We start from the raw sequence: 17,944 nt of genomic DNA on the forward strand, positions 1-17,944 counted from the left end.
GTCACTCGAGGTAGGCCACCGCTTCCTCGTCGCCCACCTGGGGGAACTCCCGGTAGTGGGCGCCGACCGCCCGGAACGCGACGGGGAGCTCGAGGGCGACGACCTCGTCGGCTTCGTCCTCGAGGCGCTCGAGGGCGTCGGGCGGCCCGACCGGGACGGCGATCGAGACGGTCGCCGGTCGGGCCGCCCGGAGCCCCCGCAGGGCCGCGATCGCGGTCGCGCCGGTCGCCACCCCGTCGTCGACGACCAGCAGCCGTTTGCCGGCGACCTCCGGGACCTTTCCCCCCGGACGGTACTGCTCGGCTTTCGTCCGGGCCGCCTCGACCGCGCGGTCGCGTTCGCGCTCGAAATGGGCCTCGGAGACCTCCAGTCGGGCACAGAGGTCGTCGTTTTGCCAGACCCCGCCCTCGCTCGTCGCGGCGCCGATCGCGAGTTCGGGGTTGCCCGGCGCGGCGATCTTCTTGGCGGCGACGACGTCGAGGGGAGCTTCGAGGGCGTCGGCGACCGGCCGGGCGACCGGGAGCCCGCCCCGCGGGATCGCGAGGACGACGTCCGCACGGGTTCCCCGGTCCTCGAGGGCAGCGGCGAGGCGCCGGCCGGCCTCGGTCCTGTTCTCGAACATGGGGGGAGTACGGCGGCCAGCTATTTCGTCCTTGGCGGTGCCCAAGGATTACCTCCGTCGATCCCGTCGGTGGGACCATGAGCGACGCGACGACGGACGAACACGGGGAGATCTCCCACCCCCGATTCGCCCGAATCTACGATCTGGCGCCCGACGAGCGGCTGCTGGAAGCCCACCGCGACTATCTCGTCCGGGATCTCTCCGGACGGCTCCTCGACCTCGGTGCCGGCACTGGATCGCTGTTCTCCCACGTGGCCGAGCAAGCAGCGCGCGGCGAGGGCGCGCTCTCGCTTTCCGCGATCGAACCCGATCCCCACATGCGCCGGCGGGCAGCCGCGCGGGCGTCGGAACTCGACCTCGAGATCGACCTCCGGGACGCCCGCGCCGAGTCGCTTCCCTTCCCCGACGACAGCTTCGACGCGGTGGTCGCGAGCGTCGTCTTCTGTACGATCGGGGAGCCCGAGGCGGCCGTCGGGGAGGTCGCCCGGGTCCTGAAACCCGGCGGCGAGTTCCGCTTTCTCGAACACGTCCACGCCGACGGCCCGACCGGCCGGCTTCAGGATCTCATCAACCCCGTCTGGGCGCGGGCCGCCGGGGGGTGCCAGCTCAACCGCGACACGCTCGAGCTGTTCGTCTCTCGGGACGCGTTCGACGTCGTCGAAATCGAGCGTCTCGACCGCGGGCTGTTCCCCGCGACTCCGTTCGTCCGGGGACGGCTCCGGCGCCGGCGCTGACCCCCGACCCCGCGGGTGCCTGCAGGGATTGTTTCCGTTCCCTGTTCGTGGTCGGTGACGTGCCCCGTCGTGACACCTCGATTTGGTATCGGTCGGTGACAATCACGAACTCTTATCACAGTGGTCGTGGTGACCCCGCCAATGGCTGAGGACCGCCCCGACGATCGGTACCGGGCCGATCGACTCCCCCTCCACCCGAGCAGGCGCACCGTTCTCGCGGCCGCGAGCGCCACGATGGCCGCGACCGCCGGCTGTACGGACGACGGCGGGGACGCGAACGTCGCCGATCCCGAGACCTTGGACGACGAGGAGGCCACCGAACTCGCCGACAACGACAGCGGAGGCGACGCCAACGGAACCGACGACGGGACGGGCAACGAATCGACACCCGAAACCGCCACGGAAACGGAGACGGTCAACGACACCGCAACGGACGACGACACCGGGTCCCCGACCGAGAACGGGACGGAGCTCCGAGAGGCGACCGAAAACGACACTGGGGAGACGAAATCCGAGTCGCCGACGGACGACCCTACCGAGGAGACGGAGACCGAAACCCAGGAGACCGAGCCGGAAACGACCGAGGAGACCGAAGAAACCGACGGCCCCACCGAGGAGACGGAGACCGAAACCCAGGAGACCGAGCCGGAAACGACCGAGGAAACCGAGCGGACCGAGCCTCCGGAGACGGACGAACCGACCGAGGAGACCGCGACGGAATCGGAGACGACCGAGGAGACGGAGACCGAAACCCAGGAGACAGAGACCGAAACCCAGGAGACCGAAGAGACCGAAACCCAGGAGACCGAAGAGACCGAAACCCAGGAGACCGAAGAGACCGAAGGAACCGACGAGCCAGGGGACGACGGTGACGGAAACGACGGCAGTAGCGGCGATGGGGACGATGGCGGCACCGACGGTGGAGGAAGTGACGGCGATGACGGCAGTAGCGGGGACGACAACGATGGTGGGGAGTCCGACGGCGAAAGCGGAGACGACGGCGGCAACGAGAACGACGGCGATGGCGGTGACGGGAGTGAGGAGGGTAATGACGATGGTGGCAACGGAAACGGTAGTGACGGCGACGGCGGTAGTGATGACGAGAACGGCAGTGATGGCAACAACGGAGATGACGGCGATGGTGGTGACGGGAACGATGGCGGAGACGGCAGCGAGGACGGCTGGGAGGTGGACCACCCCTCGACGCGGAACATGGGCCACTCGCCGGTGATCGGTCCCGATCCGGAGGACGTGGATGCGACAATCGTGATGTTCGACGACCCGAGCTGTCCGGCGTGTGCCGACTTCGAGGCGGAGGTCATGCCCGACCTGCGCGAGCATACGGCGGCCGGCGAGCTCTCCATCGTCGTGCGCGGACTGGGCGTCATCCAGGAGTGGGGCGGCCCCGCACTCCAGTTCCAGTGGGGGACCTACGAACGCGACACGGACGCCTTCTGGGACCTCCGGGAGCACGTCTTCGAGGTCCAGGAGTCGATCGACGACGTGGAGGGCGCTCTCGACGAATCGGTCTCGTTCCTCGAGGAGAACACCTCCCTCGACGCCGGGGCGATCCGGGCGGAAGCGGAGTCGGGCGCCTACGAGGACCGGGTGGTCCTGGACGAGGACGCCGCCGGGCGCTCGGGCGTCGACGCTACCCCCTACTTCCACCTCTTCCGGGACGGCGAACACCGCACCGAGGCACGGGGTTACCAGAACTACCAGGTCTTCGAGAACGCCTTGGAGCTGTAATCGACGAATCAGTCGATCGGGTACCGGAGCAGTGCCGCGACGCCGTCGAACTCCTCGGCGAGTCGCTGGCCGCCCTCGACGTCCTCGGGAACCGCGATCGACTCGCCGCCGGTCTCGGCCACGCGGCGCTCGAACCCGTGACGGCGCTCGACGGACAACTCGCCGGTGACCAACAGGGTCTCGACGGCCTCGAACTCGAGAGCGCGATCGACCTCCTCGGGGCCGGATGCGACCGGTTCGTCGGTCTCGACCCCGCTGTAGAAGCGATCGAGGGCCTCGGCGACCCGCTCGCGGCTCGCCGCCTCGATCTCCTCGCGGCCCCGATCGGCCAGTTGCTCCAGTCCGTTCTCGGAGGCGTCCTCGACGGGAATCGGGTCGGCGACGAGGGCCTCCTCGAGGCGGTAGTCGAGGCGGTCGTCGGCGAGGAACTGTTCGGCCGAGTGGCTGGTCCCGCCGACGAGGAGTCCGGCGACGGCGGCTCCGTCCCCGTCTCCGGTTCGCTCCGCGGCCGCCGGGGAGGCCCCGGTCGCGGCGGAATCCGCGAGGAAGGCCTCGGCGGCGTCCTCGGCCACCCGGTCGTAGAACGCCTCCGCCTGCCGGTCGTCCTCGCGCTCGTAACTCCCCTCGGCGTAGCCGCTCGTGCTCGCACGCTCCGAGACCTCGCTGTCGTACTCCGCTACGACGGTGACCTCGTCGTCGGAGAGTCGCCCGAGGGCCACGCCGCCGCGCTCGACGACGAGGAGGCCGAACTCGCCGTCGAGGTCCGCGCTCGCCCCGGAGCCCGACTCGAGGGGCGCGGTGACGAACTCGTTGTCCTGGGCGACCGTGCCGGTCTCGACGGGCGTCGGCAGGTCGTCGAAGACGAAATCGACGACCTCGCTCTCGACGACGCCAGCGTAGATCACGAGGCCGTTCTCGGGGATCGTGTCGTACTCCTCGAGGCGCTCGCGGGCGCGTTCGAGGGCCTGCCGGATCGGCTTCGAGGCCCGCTGAGGGTCGACGTAGTCGGCGGTCGCCCGGTCTGGCTCAAGCCGTTCGTGACCCTGCGCGATCGGCTCGTCGGCGGCGACCGCGAGCGTAAAGAGGTGGTCGTCGTCGGCCTCGATGGAGGCGACGCGTTCGATTCGCTCGGCGATATCCGTAGTCGAAGACGACATGGTCGTCGGTGGTTCGCGTCCGGGTTGAACCTGGTGCAGGAACTGGTAGGCACGGGCGGGTCGTCGGAGATCGGCGACGCGGTTTTGTGCCCGACCCCCGTTGGCCATCCATGAACGTGGACGACCCTGCGGACGATCCCGACGGCCCGCTGCGGATGACCCCCGGTCCGACCGAGATCCCCTCCGCAGTCCGCGAGCGGATAGCGAGCCAACCGCCGAATCCCGACGTCGAACCCGAGTTCTTCGCGTTCTACCGCGATCTCTGTGGGAAACTCGAGCCGATCTACGGCGGCGACGACGTCGTGATTCTGGGGGGCGAGGGCATCCTGGGGCTCGAGGCCGCCATCGCATCGCTCGTCGCGGAGGGCGACCGGGTGCTCTCGCTCTCGAACGGCGTCTATGGGGAGGGCTTTGCGGAGTTCGTCGAGTCGTACGGCGGCGAGGCCGTCGTCTGTGAGGCGCCGCCGGACGAACCCCTGGACCGGGAGGCGATGGAGAACCACCTCTCCGAGGGGGAGTTCGACGTCGCGACGATGGTCCACTGCGAGACCCCGACCGGCACCTTGAACGACCTCGAGGGGATCCTCGCGACCCTCGCCGACCACGACGTCCTGACGGTCGTCGATGCGGTTTCCTCGCTCGGGGGCGTTCCGGTACCGACCGAGCACATCGACGTCTGTCTCGGGGCCTCCCAGAAGTGTTTCAGCGCGCCGCCCGGGCTGGCGGTGCTGTCGGTGAGTGAGGCGGCCTGGGACCGGATCGAGGCGGTCGAGACCCGCGCGCTCTACACCGATCTCGAACCCTGGCGGGACGCCGCCGACGAGGAGTGGTTTCCCTACACCCACCTCGCCTCGAACCTGCTCGCGCTCGATTCGGCGATCGACCTCCTCCGCGAGGAGGGTCTCGAGTCGGTCTACGAGCGCCACGAGGCGGCGGCGCGGCGGTGTCGGGAACGCGCCCGGGAGATGGGCCTGGAACTCTACGCCGACGAATCGATGGCCTCGCCGACGGTGACGGCGCTGTCAGTCGCCGACGCCGACGGGATCAAAGAGCGTCTGTGGGACGAAGAGGACGTCCTGCTCGCGACCGGGATCGGCGAGGAAGCCGACGAGATCCTCCGGGTAGGCCACATGGGCCACAACGCCCGGATCGATCGCGTCGAGCGGACGATGGACGCCCTGGATCGGGTCCTCGATTGAGCTCACGATCCGATTCTGTCCGGGGGCGCCGACGGCCCGACAACGGGAAGCTATTTGCCCGGTCCGGGCCACACCCGGGCAATGAGCGTCGATCTCGCCGTCGAGCACTGCACCGTCGTCACTCCCCAGGGGAAAAGCGAGGACGCAGGCGTCGCCGTCGAGGACGGAAAGATCGTCGCCGTCGGCCGGAGCGACCGACTGCCCGACGCAGAGCGGACGGTAGACGGCGAGGGAAACCTCCTGGTGCCGGGGATCCTCGACTGTCACATCCACAACCGCGAGCCCGGACTCGAGCACAAGGGCGACTGGGAGTCCGAGAGCCGGGCGGCCGCGGCGGGGGGCGTGACGACCGTCGTCGGGATGCCCAACACCGATCCGGTGATCGATCGGCCCGCCCGCCTCGAGGACAAACTCGCTGCCGGCGGGGAGAAATCGCACGTCGATTTCGGCAGCTTCGCGGTCGTCACGAGCGAGAACGTAGAGCGGATTCCCGTGATCGCCGACGCGGGCCCGGTCGGCTTCAAGATATTTCTGGGCTCGACGGTCGGGGACGTGCCGCCGCCGGGAGACGGCGAGATCCTGGCGGCGATGGAAGAAATCGCCGAGACCGGCTATCGGCTGGGGTTCCACGAGGAAAACGGCGAGATCATCGACTTCTACGGCGAGCAGTTCCGCGCTGAGGGCCGCAACGAGCCGATCGACCACGCCCGGTCGCGGCCGACCATCGCCGAGCGCGAGGCCGTCGAGCGGATGATCACCTTCGCCGAGGACGTGGGGGTACGGATCCACATGTTCCACGTCTCCTCGGGCTCTGCGGCGGAGGCGGTCGCCCGCGGGAAAGAGCGGGGCGTGGACGTCACCTGCGAGACCTGCCCGCACTACCTCCGGTTCACCGAGGACGTCCTCCGGGAGAAGGGCAACGTCGCCCGCGTCCAGCCCCCGATCCGGGACGCCGGCGAGCAGGCACGGCTCTGGGCGGCGTTCGAGGAGGGGACGATCGACTTCGTGACGACCGACCACGCGCCCCACACCGACCGCGAGAAGGGCGTCGACGACCCGTTCAGGAACACCTGGGAGTCGGTCTCGGGCTTCGTCGGCCTCGAGAGCGAGGTGCCCGCGATGCTCACGTTTGTCGACGAGGGACGGCTCATCCTCGAAGAATGGGTCTACAGACACTCGACCCGGCCCGCGCAGGTCTGGGACCTGTATCCCGAGAAGGGCTCCCTGCAGATCGGCACCGACGCGGACCTCACGCTCGTCGATCCCGACGTCGAGTGGACTCTCGACCGGGCGGACCTCCACTCCAAGAACACGGTCACGCCGTTCGACGGGGAGGAGTTCGTCGGGCGAGCGACGGCGACGGTCGTCCGCGGCGAGGTCGTCTACGCCGACGGCGAGGTCGTCGGCGACTCCGGCTGGGGTCGCCGGGTCGGGTAGGGCTTCGACGGCCCCGGGTTCGGTTTCTGATCCGAACTACCGGCCCGAACGGGCGCTTCGCTCAGGTTTTTCACCCCCGCAGAGAGAACACCGATCATGACGGAACGAGCCGAGGTCTCCGGTCCCGTCGACGCCTTCAGGCAGTTCTTCTCGCTCGAGCGCGACGTGCTGGTGCTCTCGCTCGCGATGTTCGCCTTCAGCCTCGGCTTCCAGATGACCAACCGGTTTCTCTCGGAGTACCTCGTCTATCTGGGTGCGACGGCGGTCGTCGTCGGTGCCTTTGCCACCCTCGGCAACGTCATCGGGGCGGTCTACCCCTACTACGGAGGGATCGTCTCCGATCGCGTGGGGTCGCGCTACGCGCTGACGGTCTTCGGCTTCCTCTCGGCGATCGGCTTCGGAATCTGGCTGCTCGCGGCGTACGTGCCCGCGATCGATCTGGGGGTCGTCACCCTCGAGCCGTGGGTCTGGGTGTTTGTCGGTCTGTTGCTCGCTCAGTGCTGGAAGTCGTTCGGGATCGGGGGCCACTACGCCATCGTCAAGCAGGCGACCGAACCCGGACGGCTGGCTCGTGGCTTTGCGAGCACGGAGACCTTTCGCCGAACGGCGTTTCTGATCGCACCCCTGATCGTCGCCGTCCTCGTCGCCGACGACCTGATGCCCGGCTTCCTCTGGGTGCTCGCGATCGGGATCGTCTTCGCGTTGCTGGGCACCATCCTCCAACACTACCTCTACGAGGCCGACGAGGATAGCGTCGGCTCGGAGTTCGAGGGGCTCTCCCGAATCCTCGCGGACCTCCGGGCGCTTCCCGAGCCCCTGCGCCCGCTGCTCGTCGCCGACACGTTCGTCCGCTTTGCGAACGGGATGGTCTACGCCTTCTTCATCCTGGTGATCACCCAGCTGATGGAGATCGGACTCACCCTCTCCGTGCCCGCGGTCGGCACGATCGACCTCGCGCCCGCTGCCTTTTTCGGCGTCCTCCTCGGCGTCGAGATGACGGTCGCCCTGCTCACGATGGCACCCGCCGCGAAGGTCGCGGAGTACACCGGGCTCAAACCCGTCGTCGGCCTCGGCTTTCTCGTCTACGCGGCCTTCCCGATCGTGCTGATCTTCGCGCCCGAGAACGTGTGGGTCCTGGTCGCGCTGTTTGCGTTCTCGGGGCTTCGCTTCGCCGGGCTGCCCGCCCACAAGGCCCTGATCGTCGGCCCCGCCGAACGGGGTGCCGGCGGACGGGTCACCGGTTCGTACTACCTCGTCCGGGGCGCGGTCGTGATTCCCAGCGGCCTGCTCGGGGGCGCCCTCTGGGAGTTCGCCACCCCCGAAACCTCGTTCGGGGTCGCCTCTGCGGTCGGCATGGTCGGCGTCGTCTACTTCGCGATCTTCGGCCAGGAGTTCGAGGCCTACCGCTGATCAGGTGAAGTCGCCCTCGAGGTCAGCCTCGTGGTTGGCGACGACGAACGCCGCAAGCTCTCGCCGGCGATGGGCGCGGACCAGGTGGGTCTCGAGGTCGTGGTCCTCGTCGGGAACCTCGTTGCAGAGGGGACATTCGACCGGGGGTTTGCTCGCCATACCCCCTCCACGACGCCGGCGGCCAAAAACGACTCCCCTCCGCTCGCCCCGACTCAGAGATCGGCGCCGACGGCCTCCTCCACGGATGAAAAGCCATCGCGGTGGAGCAGGGAAACCAGTCCCCGGTTGATCTCGCGGGCGACCGTCGGCCCCTCGTAGACGAACGCGGTGTAGAGTTCGACCAGGGAGGCGCCGGCACGGATCTTCCGGTAGGCGCTTTCGGCGGAGTCGACGCCGCCGACGCCGATCACCGGAAGGTCGGTGTGGGAGGCGACCGTGCGGACGACTCGGGTCGAACGCTCCTCAAGCGGGGCGCCGCTCAGGCCGCCCCACTCCTTTCGGTTAGTCGACTCGAGATCGAACCCCTCGCGGTCGCTCGCGGTGTTCGTCGCGACGATGCCGTCGATCCCGTGGCTCTCGGCGATCTCGACGAGTTCGCCGATTCCCTCCGCCGTGGCGTCGGGGCCGATCTTCACGAGGATCGGCTCGTCGGCGTCGTTCTCGGCCTGGAGCGTTCCGAAAACTCGCTCCAAGTGCTCTGGGGAGCTCTCGTCGAACGTCTCGGGGGTGTTCGGACAGGAGACGTTGACGACGAAGTAGTCGGGATAAGGGGAGAGCCTGGCGAACACCCGCCGGTAGTCCTCGATCGCCTCCTCCTCGCCCGCGGCGTTCATCCTGCCGACGTTGGCGCCGACCGGGATCTCCGGGCGGCCGGCCGCCAGGCGCTCGGCGACCGCGTCGGCACCCGCACCGTTGAATCCCATCCGGTTGACCAGCGCCCGGTCCTCCGCGAGCCGGAACAGACGGGGCTTTCGGTTGCCCGACTGGGGCCCGGGGGTGACGGTGCCGACCTCGACGAACCCGAAGCCGAGCGCCGCCAGCCCGCCCATGACCTCGGCGTCCTTGTCGAAGCCGGCCGCGACCCCCACGGGGTTCGGGAACGTCGTGTCGAACAGGTCGATCTCGAGGGCGGGGTGGTCGTAGCGGTAGACCCGCTCCAGCGCGGCCCGGCTCGGCCGGGTCGCCCCGGCGACCCGGAGCAGCCCCTTGCTCGCCTCGTGGGCCATTTCGGCGGGCAGCCGGAAGGCGTACGGGCGGAGCCGCGCGTACAGCGTCATCGTCCCGTCGTCGGGGTGGCGGGACCGTAAACGTCTCGGCTCGCCGGCCAGAGGATCGCCGATCGAACGGACGTCCACTCCTCTCCGGGAAACGAAGACGTGTTCCGCAAACGCCACCCTCGACCTCGATCATTTCCAAAACGGGCTCGTCACACCTTGAATCAGGAACATTGAAGGCCGCTCGGTAGCAATCCCAGCGCAATGACTACCGACCCCGGGAGTGGAGACGCGGATATCCGGTTTCTCGTCCCCGTCTCCGACTCGCCGACCCTCGACGCGACCGTCGAGTACGCGGCCCGCGAGGCACGGGAGGTGGCCGCCGAAACCGACGACCGCGTCGCGTTCGTTCTCCTCGTTCCCTCCCCCCGCGACGGACCTCCCGGGGACCCAGAGCGCGAGCGCGAGGCCCTCCTCGCCGAGGCGGAGGCGACGGCCGCCGACATCCTCAAGATGACCGACCCGGAGGGAACGGTCGACCTGGAGCGGGCGACCCTCGAACTCGAGCGCTATCCTGTCGACTCCGTCGAGTACGCCGACGCCATCGTCGAGTTCGTCGCGGGCGAACGACACACGGTCGTCGTCGATCCCGACCACCGGACCGCGGGCGGGTCGCCGATCGGACACACCTTCGAGTCGGTGCTCCGGGAGGCCGACTCGATCGACCTCGAGGTCGCGCCGGTCGAGCGCCTGGCCCGCCAGCGCCGCTTTGCCACCCGGGGCGGACTCGCGCAGTTTCTGACGCTCGCGGGGCTTTCCTTTGGCTTCTACATGCTCGTCGGCGGTTTCTCCCAGCCCGTCTTCGATGTCGTCACCGGCACCGCGACGGCACTCGTCGTTGCGGGAGCGCTCTCGCGGATCACCTTCGAGCGGGCGCCCGCGCCGGTTGGGATGGTCCGGGCGACCGCCCGCTGGCTCGCGTACGTCCCCTACCTGCTCTGGCAGATACTCACGGCGAACGTCCGGATCGCCTACGTCGTTCTCCACCCCGATCTGCCGATCGACCCCTCCGTCCAGCGCTTCGAGGCCGGCGTCTGGGGTGGGACGGCGACCGCGACTCTCGCCAATAGCATCACGCTGACCCCCGGGACGCTCACCCTCGACGTCCGCAACCGGGAGTTCGTCGTCCACTCGCTGACCGAGGACGCCCGCGCGGACCTGCTCGACGGCGGCCTGGAGCGGGCGGTCCGGTTCGTCTTCTACGGCCGGGAGGCGATGCGGTATCCCTCGCCGCGCGAACGGTTGGCCGCGGGCGACGCGGACGACGACCGGACGGGTGAGGCCGCGTGATCGACGTTGGGGAGTCGACGCTCCTGCTCGCCGGAGCGGTCGGCACGGTCCTCGTCTCGGTGCTCCTGTTGGGCCGGGCGATGATCGGGCCGACGATGCAGGATCGGGTGATCGCGCTGAACGTCATCGGCTCGAACGCCGTTATCGTGATCGCCCTGCTGGCGGCCGCCTTCGCCGAACCCGCCTTCCTCGACATCGCCTTGGTCTACGCCCTGCTCAACTTCCTGATGAGCGTCGCCATCTCGAAGTTCACCGTCGAGCGCGGGGGGGTGCTCTGATGATCAGGACCCTCGCGATCGGCGCGTTCGTCGCCGCAGGCCTCTTTTTCGTCTGCGTCGCCGCGGTCGGCGTTTACCGACTTCCCGACCTCTACACGCGGGCCCACTCGGCCTCCAAGAGCGACACGCTGGGCTCGTTGCTCTCCTTGGTCGCCGTCGGGATCGCCTTCGGGGCCGACGCCGCGACGATCAAGGTCGCCCTGCTCGCCTTGTTCATGCTGATCACGAGCCCGACGGCCGCCCACGCCATCGCGCGTGCGGCCCACGACCAGGGGATCGAGCCCTGGCAGCGGGGTGACGAGCGGTGATCACCCCGATCGAGGCCGGACTGCTCGTCTTCATCGTCGCCACGGCGGTGATGACCGCCCTGCTCCGGGACGTCCTCGCCGCGATCATCGTCTTCGGGGGGTACAGCCTCGGGATGGCGATCCTCTGGATCGTCCTCCAGGCCCCCGACGTCGGGCTGACCGAGGCCGCCGTCGGCGCGGGCGTGATGACCGTCCTCTTCCTGGCGACGATCGCCCGAACGACCCGCCTGACCGGACTCGAGGCGACCACCGTCGACGTCAACCTGCCGGCGGCGGCGCTCTGTGTCGTCTTCGTCCTGGCGGTGTTGACGACGGTCCCCGCGCTGCCGGCGGTCGGCGCCGGCCCCGGCGAGAACCCCGCCTTCGGCGAGATCTCGGAGTACTACGTCGAGGAGGCGTACGACGACACCCACGTCGAGAACGTCGTGACCGCGGTGCTCGTCGCGTATCGCGGGTTCGACACGTTCGGCGAGGCGACGGTCGTCTTCGCCGCCGGCGTCGGCGTGCTCGCGGTGCTCCGCCGGGGGGTGTTCGAATGAGTTCCCGGCGTCCGTACGTCGAGAGCCCGGTGATCATGGCGACGGTCCGGCTGGTCGCCCCCTTCGTCCTCACGTACGGGATCTTCGTCACCCTCCACGGCGCGTCCTCGCCCGGCGGAGGGTTCCAGGGCGGCGTGATCGCCGCCGCGGTGATCATCATGCTTTCGTTTGCCTACGGGATCGACCTCACCTGGGAGTGGATCGACAAACGGGTCCTCGTGGGCCTCGTCGGCGGCGGCGTCGCCCTCTTCGGCGCGATCGCCCTCGGCGCCGTCCTCTTCGGGGGCCAATTCCTCGAGGTCGGCGTCTACCCGATTCCCGAGCCCGACAAGTACGGGATCGAACTCGTCGAGGTCGGCATCGGGATGACCGTCGCCGGCGTCGTCACGAGCCTCTTCTTTACGCTCGCCCGGGGGGCGATGCCCCCCGTCGGCGAGGACGGCGAGAGCGGCCGGGACGACGAGGGCACCGCAGCGACCGACGGCGGGACCTTCTCCTCAGAGGCCCCCGGTAGCGAGGAGACCGGCGGCGATGGGCCCGTCCGCGACGGGCCCGACGCACCCGAAGGGGGTGACCGGGCGTGATCGAGGCGCTGTTCGCCCGGTACAACTACGTCGTCTTCGCGCTCCTGCTTGGAATCGGGCTCTACATCGTCATCGACGACGAGAACCTCGTCAAGAAGGTGATCGGCCTCAACGTCTTCCAGACGGGGATCTTCCTCTTTTTCATCACGGTCGCCGTCCAGGACGGCGCCGAGCCCGCGGTCACCAGCACCGGGGAGGGCACGTTCGTCAACCCCCTCCCCCACGTGTTGATCCTGACCGCCATCGTCGTCGGCGTCAGCCTCACCGCGCTGGCGCTGGCGCTCGTCGTCCGGATCCACGAGGAGTACGGCAGCATCCGCGAGGACGTCGTCGTGGAGGTGCTCGAGCGTGATTGAGCCTGCCGTCGGGATCGAGTTGGCCTCGATCCTGGTGGTCGTCGTCCCGATCCTCGCAGCGGTGATCCCGATCGCGTTCGGCCGGCTCTCGGAGTGGGTCGGCGTCGGGACCGCCCTCGCCGCGACGGCGGTCCAGGCCGTTCTCGCCGGGGTCCTCGCCTGGACGACCCTCTCGGACGGCGAGGAGATCGTCACCGAGATCGGCGGCTACGGCCCCTCCCAGGGCGGGATCGCGCTCGTCGTCGACGGGATGTCGGCGCTCGTGGTCGCCCTGATCGGCGTCGCCGGCCTCGCCGTCGCCGTCGCGAGCCTCGACGACCGGCGCCGGGACACCTTCTATAGCCTCTATCTCCTCCTGGTCGCGGGGCTCGCTGGGGTCTGTGTCACCGGCGACGTCTTCAACCTCTACGTCTTCCTCGAGATCAGCGGCCTGGCGGCCTACGCCCTGATCGCCAGCGACGGGACCGGGCGATCGGCGCTCGCGGCCCTGAAGTACCTCATCATGGGGACCGTCGGCGCCTCCCTGTACCTGATCGGGGTCGGCTACGCCTACGTCTCGACGGGCTATCTCAACATGCGCGACCTCGCGCCCGCGCTGGCCGAAGCCGGCTACACCGACCCGCTCGTGCTTGCGGCGTTCGCGTTCGTGGCCGCCGGCCTCGCGATCAAGATCGCGCTCTTTCCGGTCCACACCTGGCAGCCCGACGCCTACACGACGGCGCCCGACCGGGTGACGGCGCTGATCGCCGCGCTGGTCTCGACGACCGCGGCCTACGCGCTCGCCCGCCTCTCGCTTACGGTCTTCACCGTCGAGTTCTTCGCGGCGAACCCGGTCGTCCAGCAGGTCCTGCTGGCGGTCGCCGCCACGAGCGTCGTCGCCGGCAGCCTGCTCGCGGTGCTCCAGAGCCGGGTCAAGCGGATGCTCGCGTACTCCTCGGTCTCCCAGTTCGGCCTCGTCGTCGTCGGGATCGCCCTCCTCGAAGGGCCGGCGCTCGTCGGCGCCGTCGTCCACCTGATCGGTCACGCGATCGTCAAGGGCGGGCTCTTCCTCGGCGTCGCGGCCTTTGCGGGCGCCTACGGGGTCACCACCGTCGAGGAGTACGATGGGCTCGGCGAGCGCGCACCGTACGCAAGCGCCGCCTTCGCGGTCCTCGCGCTCGCGCTCGTGGGCGTCCCGCCGACGGTCGGCTTCGTCGGCAAGCTCTACGTCGCCATCGGCGCCGTCGAGGCCGGCGCGTGGCCGCTCGTCGCCGTCATCGTCGCGAGCACGGTACTCACGCTGGGTTACGTCCTGCGCCTGCTCGAACGGATCTACTTCACCGACCCCGCTCCCGATCGAGCCGCCCGGGCCGCCGCCGACGGTGGCCCCGGAGGCGGTTCCGAGGGCGGGCCCGTCGGCCTGTCCGGCCGCCCGGTCTCCCGCCGGCGGTCGGCCGGCCGGGCGATCGTCGCCGTTACCGTCGCCGCGGCGATCGCCGCGGTCGTCCTCGGCTTCGCCGGCGCCGGCATCGAATCGCTTCTCGAACCCACCGTCTCCACCCTACTCGATAACTGATGGACTCAGTCGCCTCCCTCCGACCGTTGCTCGCCGTCTCGCTCCCGGCCATGGCCGTCCTCCTGGTGCTGGCCTCGCGGGGCCGGCCGAACCTCCGGGAGGGCTGGACCTTCCTCGCCGCGATCGCGACCTTCCTTACCGTCGCGAGCATGGTCCCCGGCGCGCTCTCCGAGACCGTCTACGTCACCGACCTCGGAACGTACGCCACGGGTCTCGAGTTCGCGCTCCGGGCAGACCCTCTGGGGGTTCTCTTCGGCACCCTCGCGGGCTTTCTCTGGATCGTCACGAGCAGCTACAGCGTCGGCTACATGCGCGGGCTCAATGAGCACGATCAGACGCGCTACTTCGCGGCGTTCGCGGCGAGCATCGCGACCGCGATGGGCGTCGCCTTCGCCGCGAACCTCCTCACCCTGTTCGTCTTCTACGAGTTGCTCTCGGTGGCGACCTACCCGCTGGTCGCCCACGACGAGTCCGAGGAGGCCATCTGGGCCGGCCGGAAGTACCTGATCTACACCTTCGGCGGCGGGGTCGCGATCCTCGCGGGAACGCTCATCGTCCTCTCGCTTTCGGGGACGACCGCCTTTACCCCCGGCGGGATCGCGGGGCTCGCGACGAGCGATCCGACCCTCGCGCGGGTCGCCTTCGCCCTGCTCGTCGCCGGCTTCGGCGTGAAGGCCGCGCTCATGCCGTTTCACTCCTGGCTGCCCGACGCGATGGTCGCGCCGACGCCCGTCTCCGCGCTGCTCCACGCCGTCGCGGTCGTCAAGAGCGGCGTCTTCGCCATCGCGCGGGTCGTCCTCGACGTCTTCGGGCCCGAGGCAGTCGCCGACCTCGGCGTCGGGATCCCGCTGGCGGCCGTCGCGGCCGTCACCCTACTCGTCGCGAGCGTCATCGCGCTCAGACAGGACCACCTCAAGCGCCGTCTGGCGTACTCGACGGTCTCACAGCTCTCCTACATCGTCCTCGGGCTCGGACTGTTCCACGAGTACGCGCTGGTCGGCGCGCTCTTGCACATCCCCGCCCACGCGTTCATGAAGATCACCCTCTTCTTCTGTGCGGGCGCGGTCCACGTCGAGACCCACACCGACTACATCAGCGAGATGGGCGGCATCGGCCGGCGGATGCCTCTGACGATGGGCGCCTTTACCGTCGCCGCCGCCGGGATGGCGGGCATGCCCCTGCTTGCGGGCTTCGTCAGCAAGTGGTTCCTCGTCGTCGGCAGCGTCTCGATCGACGCCTACGCCTTCGCGGCCGTCCTGCTGCTCTCGGGGATCCTGAATATCGGCTACTACTGGCCGGTCGTCTCCCAGGCGTTCTTCGAGGGGGCCGACCCCGATCCCAAACCGCTGCTCGAGTACCCTGCCGGCGGCTCGCCGAGAGGGGGCCGAGCCGGGAGCGAGGCCAGGGCGGTCCCCAACGGAGGGTCGCCCGCCGCCGACTTCTACGCCCGCGAGGACGACCGCACGGACGCCGAGGAGCCGGCGGGCTCCCACGGCGCCCACACCGAAACCGGCGATCACGGCGGCCACGCCGCCACTGACCACGCCGCCGGCTGGGAGCGCCGGAGCCCGCTCACCGAGAGCACCTGGTTCATGCTCGGGCCGATCGTCGTCGCCGCCGTCGGCGCCGTCGCCCTTGGGCTGGTTCCCGACCGGCTCGTCTTCCTGGATCTGATCCAGTTGATCGTCGAGAACGCGATGGGGGTGAGCCTCTGATGGATCCCTTCGTGATCCCGCCGGTCCTGATCGTCCTCGCCGTGCTGGCGGTCCTGGCGATCCGCCCGCGGCTTATCCACCCGGCGGGGCTGCTCGCGGTCGGGCTCGCATTCGTCTACGCCGCCGTCGTTCCCGACGGCTACGAGCTGTCGGCGACCGCCTTCGGCCAGTTCGAAGTCCTGCTGGTCTCGGTCGATCCCGTCTCGCGGCTGATGGGGCTGATCTTCGGGTTCATCGGCGTCATCGCCGTCCTCTACTCGTGGTCGACCGACGCCGACCCGGTCCAGACCGGCTACGCGCTGGCCTACGTCGCCTCGAGCCTCGGCGCCGTCTTCGCGGGCGACTGGCTCACGCTCGTCTTCTGCTGGGAGCTGATGGCGGTGACGAGCACCCTCCTGGTGTGGCACCACGGCGGGGTCGCGGTCCGGGCCGGGCTCCGGTACGCGATCCTCCACGGAATCGGCGGCAGCGTGCTGATCGCGGCGGTCGTCTGGCACTACGCCGCGGCCGGTTCGTTCCTGATCACCGACGCCGGAATCGAGGGGACGGTCGCCTCGGTCCTGGCGGCGCTCGGAATCGGCGTCAACGTCGCCTTCGTCGGCCTCCACGCCTGGCTTCCCGACACCTACCCCCGCCCCCACGTCGCCGCGAGCGTCTTCCTCTGTGTCTTTACGACCAAGACCGGCGTCTACGGGCTCTACCGTGCGTTCCCCGACGGCCATCTCTGGATCGCCTACATGGGCGGCGCGATGGCGGTCGTCGGCGTCACCCTCGCCTTGTTACAGAACGACATGCGCCGGCTGCTCTCCTATCACATCCAGTCCCAGGTCGGCTACATGGTCGCGGGCGTCGGCATCGGCACCGAACTCGCCGCCTCCGGGGCCTTTGCCCACGTCTTCAACCACATCCTCTACAAGGCCCTACTCTTCATGACCGTCGGCGTCGTCATCTACCGGACCGGCGCTGAGAGCCTCAAACGGGTCCATGGGATGGCCCGGGCGATGCCGGTCACGTTCGTCGCCTTCACGATCGCGGCGCTCTCGATCGCCGGCTTCCCGGGCTTCAACGGCTTCGTTAGCAAGGGGATCGTCATCGCCGAGGCCCACCACTACGCCGAGTACGAGCCGCTGTGGTACATGCTCCTGATCGGCGGCGTCGGCACGTTCATGTCATTTCTCAAACTCGGCTACTACGTCTTCTTCTACGACGACCGGACCCACGACGTCGAGCGCGCGACCATCGGCCAGTCGGTCGCGATGGGATCGGTCGCCGTCCTCTGTGTCTTCTACGGCCTGTTCCCCGACCAACTGTTCGCGATCCTTCCCAACCGGGCCGTGGTCTCCGAGTTCCACGTCTTCACCGTGGGCCACCTCCAGGAGGGTCTCGGGCTCGCGCTCGGCGGCGTGATCGGCTTCGCGCTCGTCAAGAACCCGCTCTCGCGGGCGCCGAAGCTCCCCGACATCGACCTGGCGTACAACCCGGTGTCGATCGGGCTCATGCGGGGGCTCCTTCGGGGCGTCAACGACGGCATCGGCGTCCTCGACCGGGGCTCCTCCCGGGCCGTCCTCGGCAGCCTGCGGACGGTGACGACGGTCTCGACGGCGGCCGGCGAGGGTCGCCGACGCCCGACCGAGCGCGCGCTGTCGGCGGTCCTGACGCGACGAGCGGGAATCGGGATCGGCGTCTTCCTCGTGTTGCTGGCGACGACGGTCGCGCTCTTGGTGTCGCTGTAGGCGC

The 17,944-nt window shown here is 69.3% G+C and carries 18 protein-coding genes; 14 read left to right on the forward strand and 4 right to left on the reverse strand.

Annotated elements, in window-relative coordinates; genetic code table 11:
• Position 1 precedes the first annotated feature (1 nt).
• The gene (locus tag LCF40_RS16055) at positions 2-622 is read right to left on the reverse strand and encodes a phosphoribosyltransferase (RefSeq protein WP_224829243.1); all 621 of its coding nucleotides are present in this window, start codon (positions 620-622) and stop codon (positions 2-4) included.
• 77 nt (positions 623-699) lie between these two features.
• On the opposite strand from LCF40_RS16055, the gene LCF40_RS16060 reads away from it, so the two are divergent.
• Positions 700-1,356 carry a class I SAM-dependent methyltransferase gene (locus tag LCF40_RS16060; RefSeq protein ID WP_224829244.1) on the forward strand — a complete coding sequence of 219 codons (657 nt, stop codon included), beginning with the start codon at positions 700-702 and terminating at the stop codon, positions 1,354-1,356.
• Positions 1,357-1,497: 141 nt separating this feature from the next.
• Positions 1,498-3,105: a DsbA family protein gene (locus LCF40_RS16065; RefSeq protein ID WP_224829245.1), complete on the forward strand. Its 1,608-nt coding sequence runs from the start codon at positions 1,498-1,500 to the stop codon at positions 3,103-3,105.
• A gap of 8 nt (positions 3,106-3,113) precedes the next feature.
• On the opposite strand, the gene LCF40_RS16070 is transcribed toward LCF40_RS16065, so the two are convergent.
• Positions 3,114-4,262 carry a Vms1/Ankzf1 family peptidyl-tRNA hydrolase gene (locus LCF40_RS16070; protein ID WP_224829246.1) on the reverse strand — a complete coding sequence of 383 codons (1,149 nt, stop codon included), beginning with the start codon at positions 4,260-4,262 and terminating at the stop codon, positions 3,114-3,116.
• Positions 4,263-4,372: 110 nt separating this feature from the next.
• Here LCF40_RS16070 and LCF40_RS16075 point away from each other — a divergent pair, with 110 nt between their 5' ends.
• From LCF40_RS16075 to LCF40_RS16085, 3 genes are all read left to right on the forward strand, one after another.
• Positions 4,373-5,461, forward strand: coding sequence for a pyridoxal-phosphate-dependent aminotransferase family protein (locus LCF40_RS16075; RefSeq protein WP_224829247.1), 1,089 nt, complete (start codon positions 4,373-4,375; stop codon positions 5,459-5,461).
• Between the two features lie 81 nt (positions 5,462-5,542).
• Positions 5,543-6,898 (forward strand): allantoinase AllB, encoded by a 1,356-nt coding sequence (gene allB / locus LCF40_RS16080; protein ID WP_224829248.1) that lies wholly within the window; start codon positions 5,543-5,545, stop codon positions 6,896-6,898.
• Positions 6,899-6,991: 93 nt separating this feature from the next.
• Positions 6,992-8,308, forward strand: a complete 1,317-nt coding sequence (locus tag LCF40_RS16085) for an MFS transporter (protein ID WP_224829288.1) — start codon at positions 6,992-6,994, stop codon at positions 8,306-8,308.
• Here LCF40_RS16085 and LCF40_RS16090 read toward each other — a convergent pair whose 3' ends face one another.
• Together LCF40_RS16090 and LCF40_RS16095 are read right to left on the reverse strand one after the other, a co-directional pair.
• Positions 8,309-8,467, reverse strand: a complete 159-nt coding sequence (locus LCF40_RS16090) for a hypothetical protein (RefSeq protein WP_198667856.1) — start codon at positions 8,465-8,467, stop codon at positions 8,309-8,311.
• Positions 8,468-8,520: 53 nt separating this feature from the next.
• Entirely contained in the window at positions 8,521-9,585 is a 1,065-nt protein-coding gene (locus LCF40_RS16095) for a quinone-dependent dihydroorotate dehydrogenase (RefSeq protein WP_224829249.1), read from the reverse strand.
• A gap of 201 nt (positions 9,586-9,786) precedes the next feature.
• Here LCF40_RS16095 and LCF40_RS16100 point away from each other — a divergent pair, with 201 nt between their 5' ends.
• Genes LCF40_RS16100 through LCF40_RS16140 form a run of 9 tightly spaced genes read left to right on the forward strand, consistent with a single transcriptional unit; the run spans position 9,787 to position 17,940 of the window.
• Positions 9,787-10,872 carry a monovalent cation/H+ antiporter subunit E gene (locus tag LCF40_RS16100; protein WP_224829250.1) on the forward strand — a complete coding sequence of 362 codons (1,086 nt, stop codon included), beginning with the start codon at positions 9,787-9,789 and terminating at the stop codon, positions 10,870-10,872.
• Positions 10,869-11,150: a cation:proton antiporter gene (locus LCF40_RS16105; RefSeq protein WP_114576471.1), complete on the forward strand. Its 282-nt coding sequence runs from the start codon at positions 10,869-10,871 to the stop codon at positions 11,148-11,150. The genes LCF40_RS16100 and LCF40_RS16105 overlap by 4 nt, the downstream gene beginning before the upstream one ends.
• Complete coding sequence (gene mnhG, locus LCF40_RS16110; protein WP_114576470.1) at positions 11,150-11,458, forward strand: monovalent cation/H(+) antiporter subunit G; 309 nt, start codon at positions 11,150-11,152, stop codon at positions 11,456-11,458. Before LCF40_RS16105 ends, mnhG begins: the two co-directional genes overlap by 1 nt.
• Complete coding sequence (locus LCF40_RS16115) at positions 11,455-11,997, forward strand: DUF4040 domain-containing protein (RefSeq protein WP_114576469.1); 543 nt, start codon at positions 11,455-11,457, stop codon at positions 11,995-11,997. Before mnhG ends, LCF40_RS16115 begins: the two co-directional genes overlap by 4 nt.
• Positions 11,994-12,581 (forward strand): MnhB domain-containing protein, encoded by a 588-nt coding sequence (locus tag LCF40_RS16120; protein WP_224829251.1) that lies wholly within the window; start codon positions 11,994-11,996, stop codon positions 12,579-12,581. Before LCF40_RS16115 ends, LCF40_RS16120 begins: the two co-directional genes overlap by 4 nt.
• Positions 12,578-12,937, forward strand: a complete 360-nt coding sequence (locus tag LCF40_RS16125; RefSeq protein ID WP_224829252.1) for a cation:proton antiporter subunit C — start codon at positions 12,578-12,580, stop codon at positions 12,935-12,937. Before LCF40_RS16120 ends, LCF40_RS16125 begins: the two co-directional genes overlap by 4 nt.
• Positions 12,930-14,492, forward strand: a complete 1,563-nt coding sequence (locus LCF40_RS16130; RefSeq protein ID WP_318247905.1) for a proton-conducting transporter transmembrane domain-containing protein — start codon at positions 12,930-12,932, stop codon at positions 14,490-14,492. The genes LCF40_RS16125 and LCF40_RS16130 overlap by 8 nt, the downstream gene beginning before the upstream one ends.
• On the forward strand, positions 14,492-16,207 hold the full coding sequence (locus tag LCF40_RS16135; protein ID WP_224829253.1) for a complex I subunit 5 family protein: 1,716 nt from the start codon (positions 14,492-14,494) through the stop codon (positions 16,205-16,207). The genes LCF40_RS16130 and LCF40_RS16135 overlap by 1 nt, the downstream gene beginning before the upstream one ends.
• Positions 16,207-17,940 (forward strand): Na(+)/H(+) antiporter subunit D, encoded by a 1,734-nt coding sequence (locus LCF40_RS16140; protein ID WP_224829254.1) that lies wholly within the window; start codon positions 16,207-16,209, stop codon positions 17,938-17,940. The genes LCF40_RS16135 and LCF40_RS16140 overlap by 1 nt, the downstream gene beginning before the upstream one ends.
• The last annotated feature ends 4 nt before the right edge of the window (positions 17,941-17,944 follow it).

The organism is Saliphagus infecundisoli (assembly GCF_020177375.1).
Lineage (GTDB): Archaea > Halobacteriota > Halobacteria > Halobacteriales > Natrialbaceae > Saliphagus > Saliphagus infecundisoli.

Excerpts from the sequence above, each read along its gene's own strand:
- LCF40_RS16055 (WP_224829243.1), bottom strand. The coding sequence starts at position 622 with ATGTTCGAGAACAGGACCGAGGCCGGCCGGCGCCTCGCCGCTGCCCTC.
- LCF40_RS16060 (WP_224829244.1), top strand. The coding sequence starts at position 700 with ATGAGCGACGCGACGACGGACGAACACGGGGAGATCTCCCACCCCCGA.
- LCF40_RS16065 (WP_224829245.1), top strand. The coding sequence starts at position 1,498 with ATGGCTGAGGACCGCCCCGACGATCGGTACCGGGCCGATCGACTCCCC.
- LCF40_RS16070 (WP_224829246.1), bottom strand. The coding sequence starts at position 4,262 with ATGTCGTCTTCGACTACGGATATCGCCGAGCGAATCGAACGCGTCGCC.
- LCF40_RS16075 (WP_224829247.1), top strand. The coding sequence starts at position 4,373 with ATGAACGTGGACGACCCTGCGGACGATCCCGACGGCCCGCTGCGGATG.
- allB (WP_224829248.1), top strand. The coding sequence starts at position 5,543 with ATGAGCGTCGATCTCGCCGTCGAGCACTGCACCGTCGTCACTCCCCAG.
- LCF40_RS16090 (WP_198667856.1), bottom strand. The coding sequence starts at position 8,467 with ATGGCGAGCAAACCCCCGGTCGAATGTCCCCTCTGCAACGAGGTTCCC.
- LCF40_RS16095 (WP_224829249.1), bottom strand. The coding sequence starts at position 9,585 with ATGACGCTGTACGCGCGGCTCCGCCCGTACGCCTTCCGGCTGCCCGCC.
- LCF40_RS16100 (WP_224829250.1), top strand. The coding sequence starts at position 9,787 with ATGACTACCGACCCCGGGAGTGGAGACGCGGATATCCGGTTTCTCGTC.
- mnhG (WP_114576470.1), top strand. The coding sequence starts at position 11,150 with ATGATCAGGACCCTCGCGATCGGCGCGTTCGTCGCCGCAGGCCTCTTT.
- LCF40_RS16120 (WP_224829251.1), top strand. The coding sequence starts at position 11,994 with ATGAGTTCCCGGCGTCCGTACGTCGAGAGCCCGGTGATCATGGCGACG.
- LCF40_RS16135 (WP_224829253.1), top strand. The coding sequence starts at position 14,492 with ATGGACTCAGTCGCCTCCCTCCGACCGTTGCTCGCCGTCTCGCTCCCG.
- LCF40_RS16140 (WP_224829254.1), top strand. The coding sequence starts at position 16,207 with ATGGATCCCTTCGTGATCCCGCCGGTCCTGATCGTCCTCGCCGTGCTG.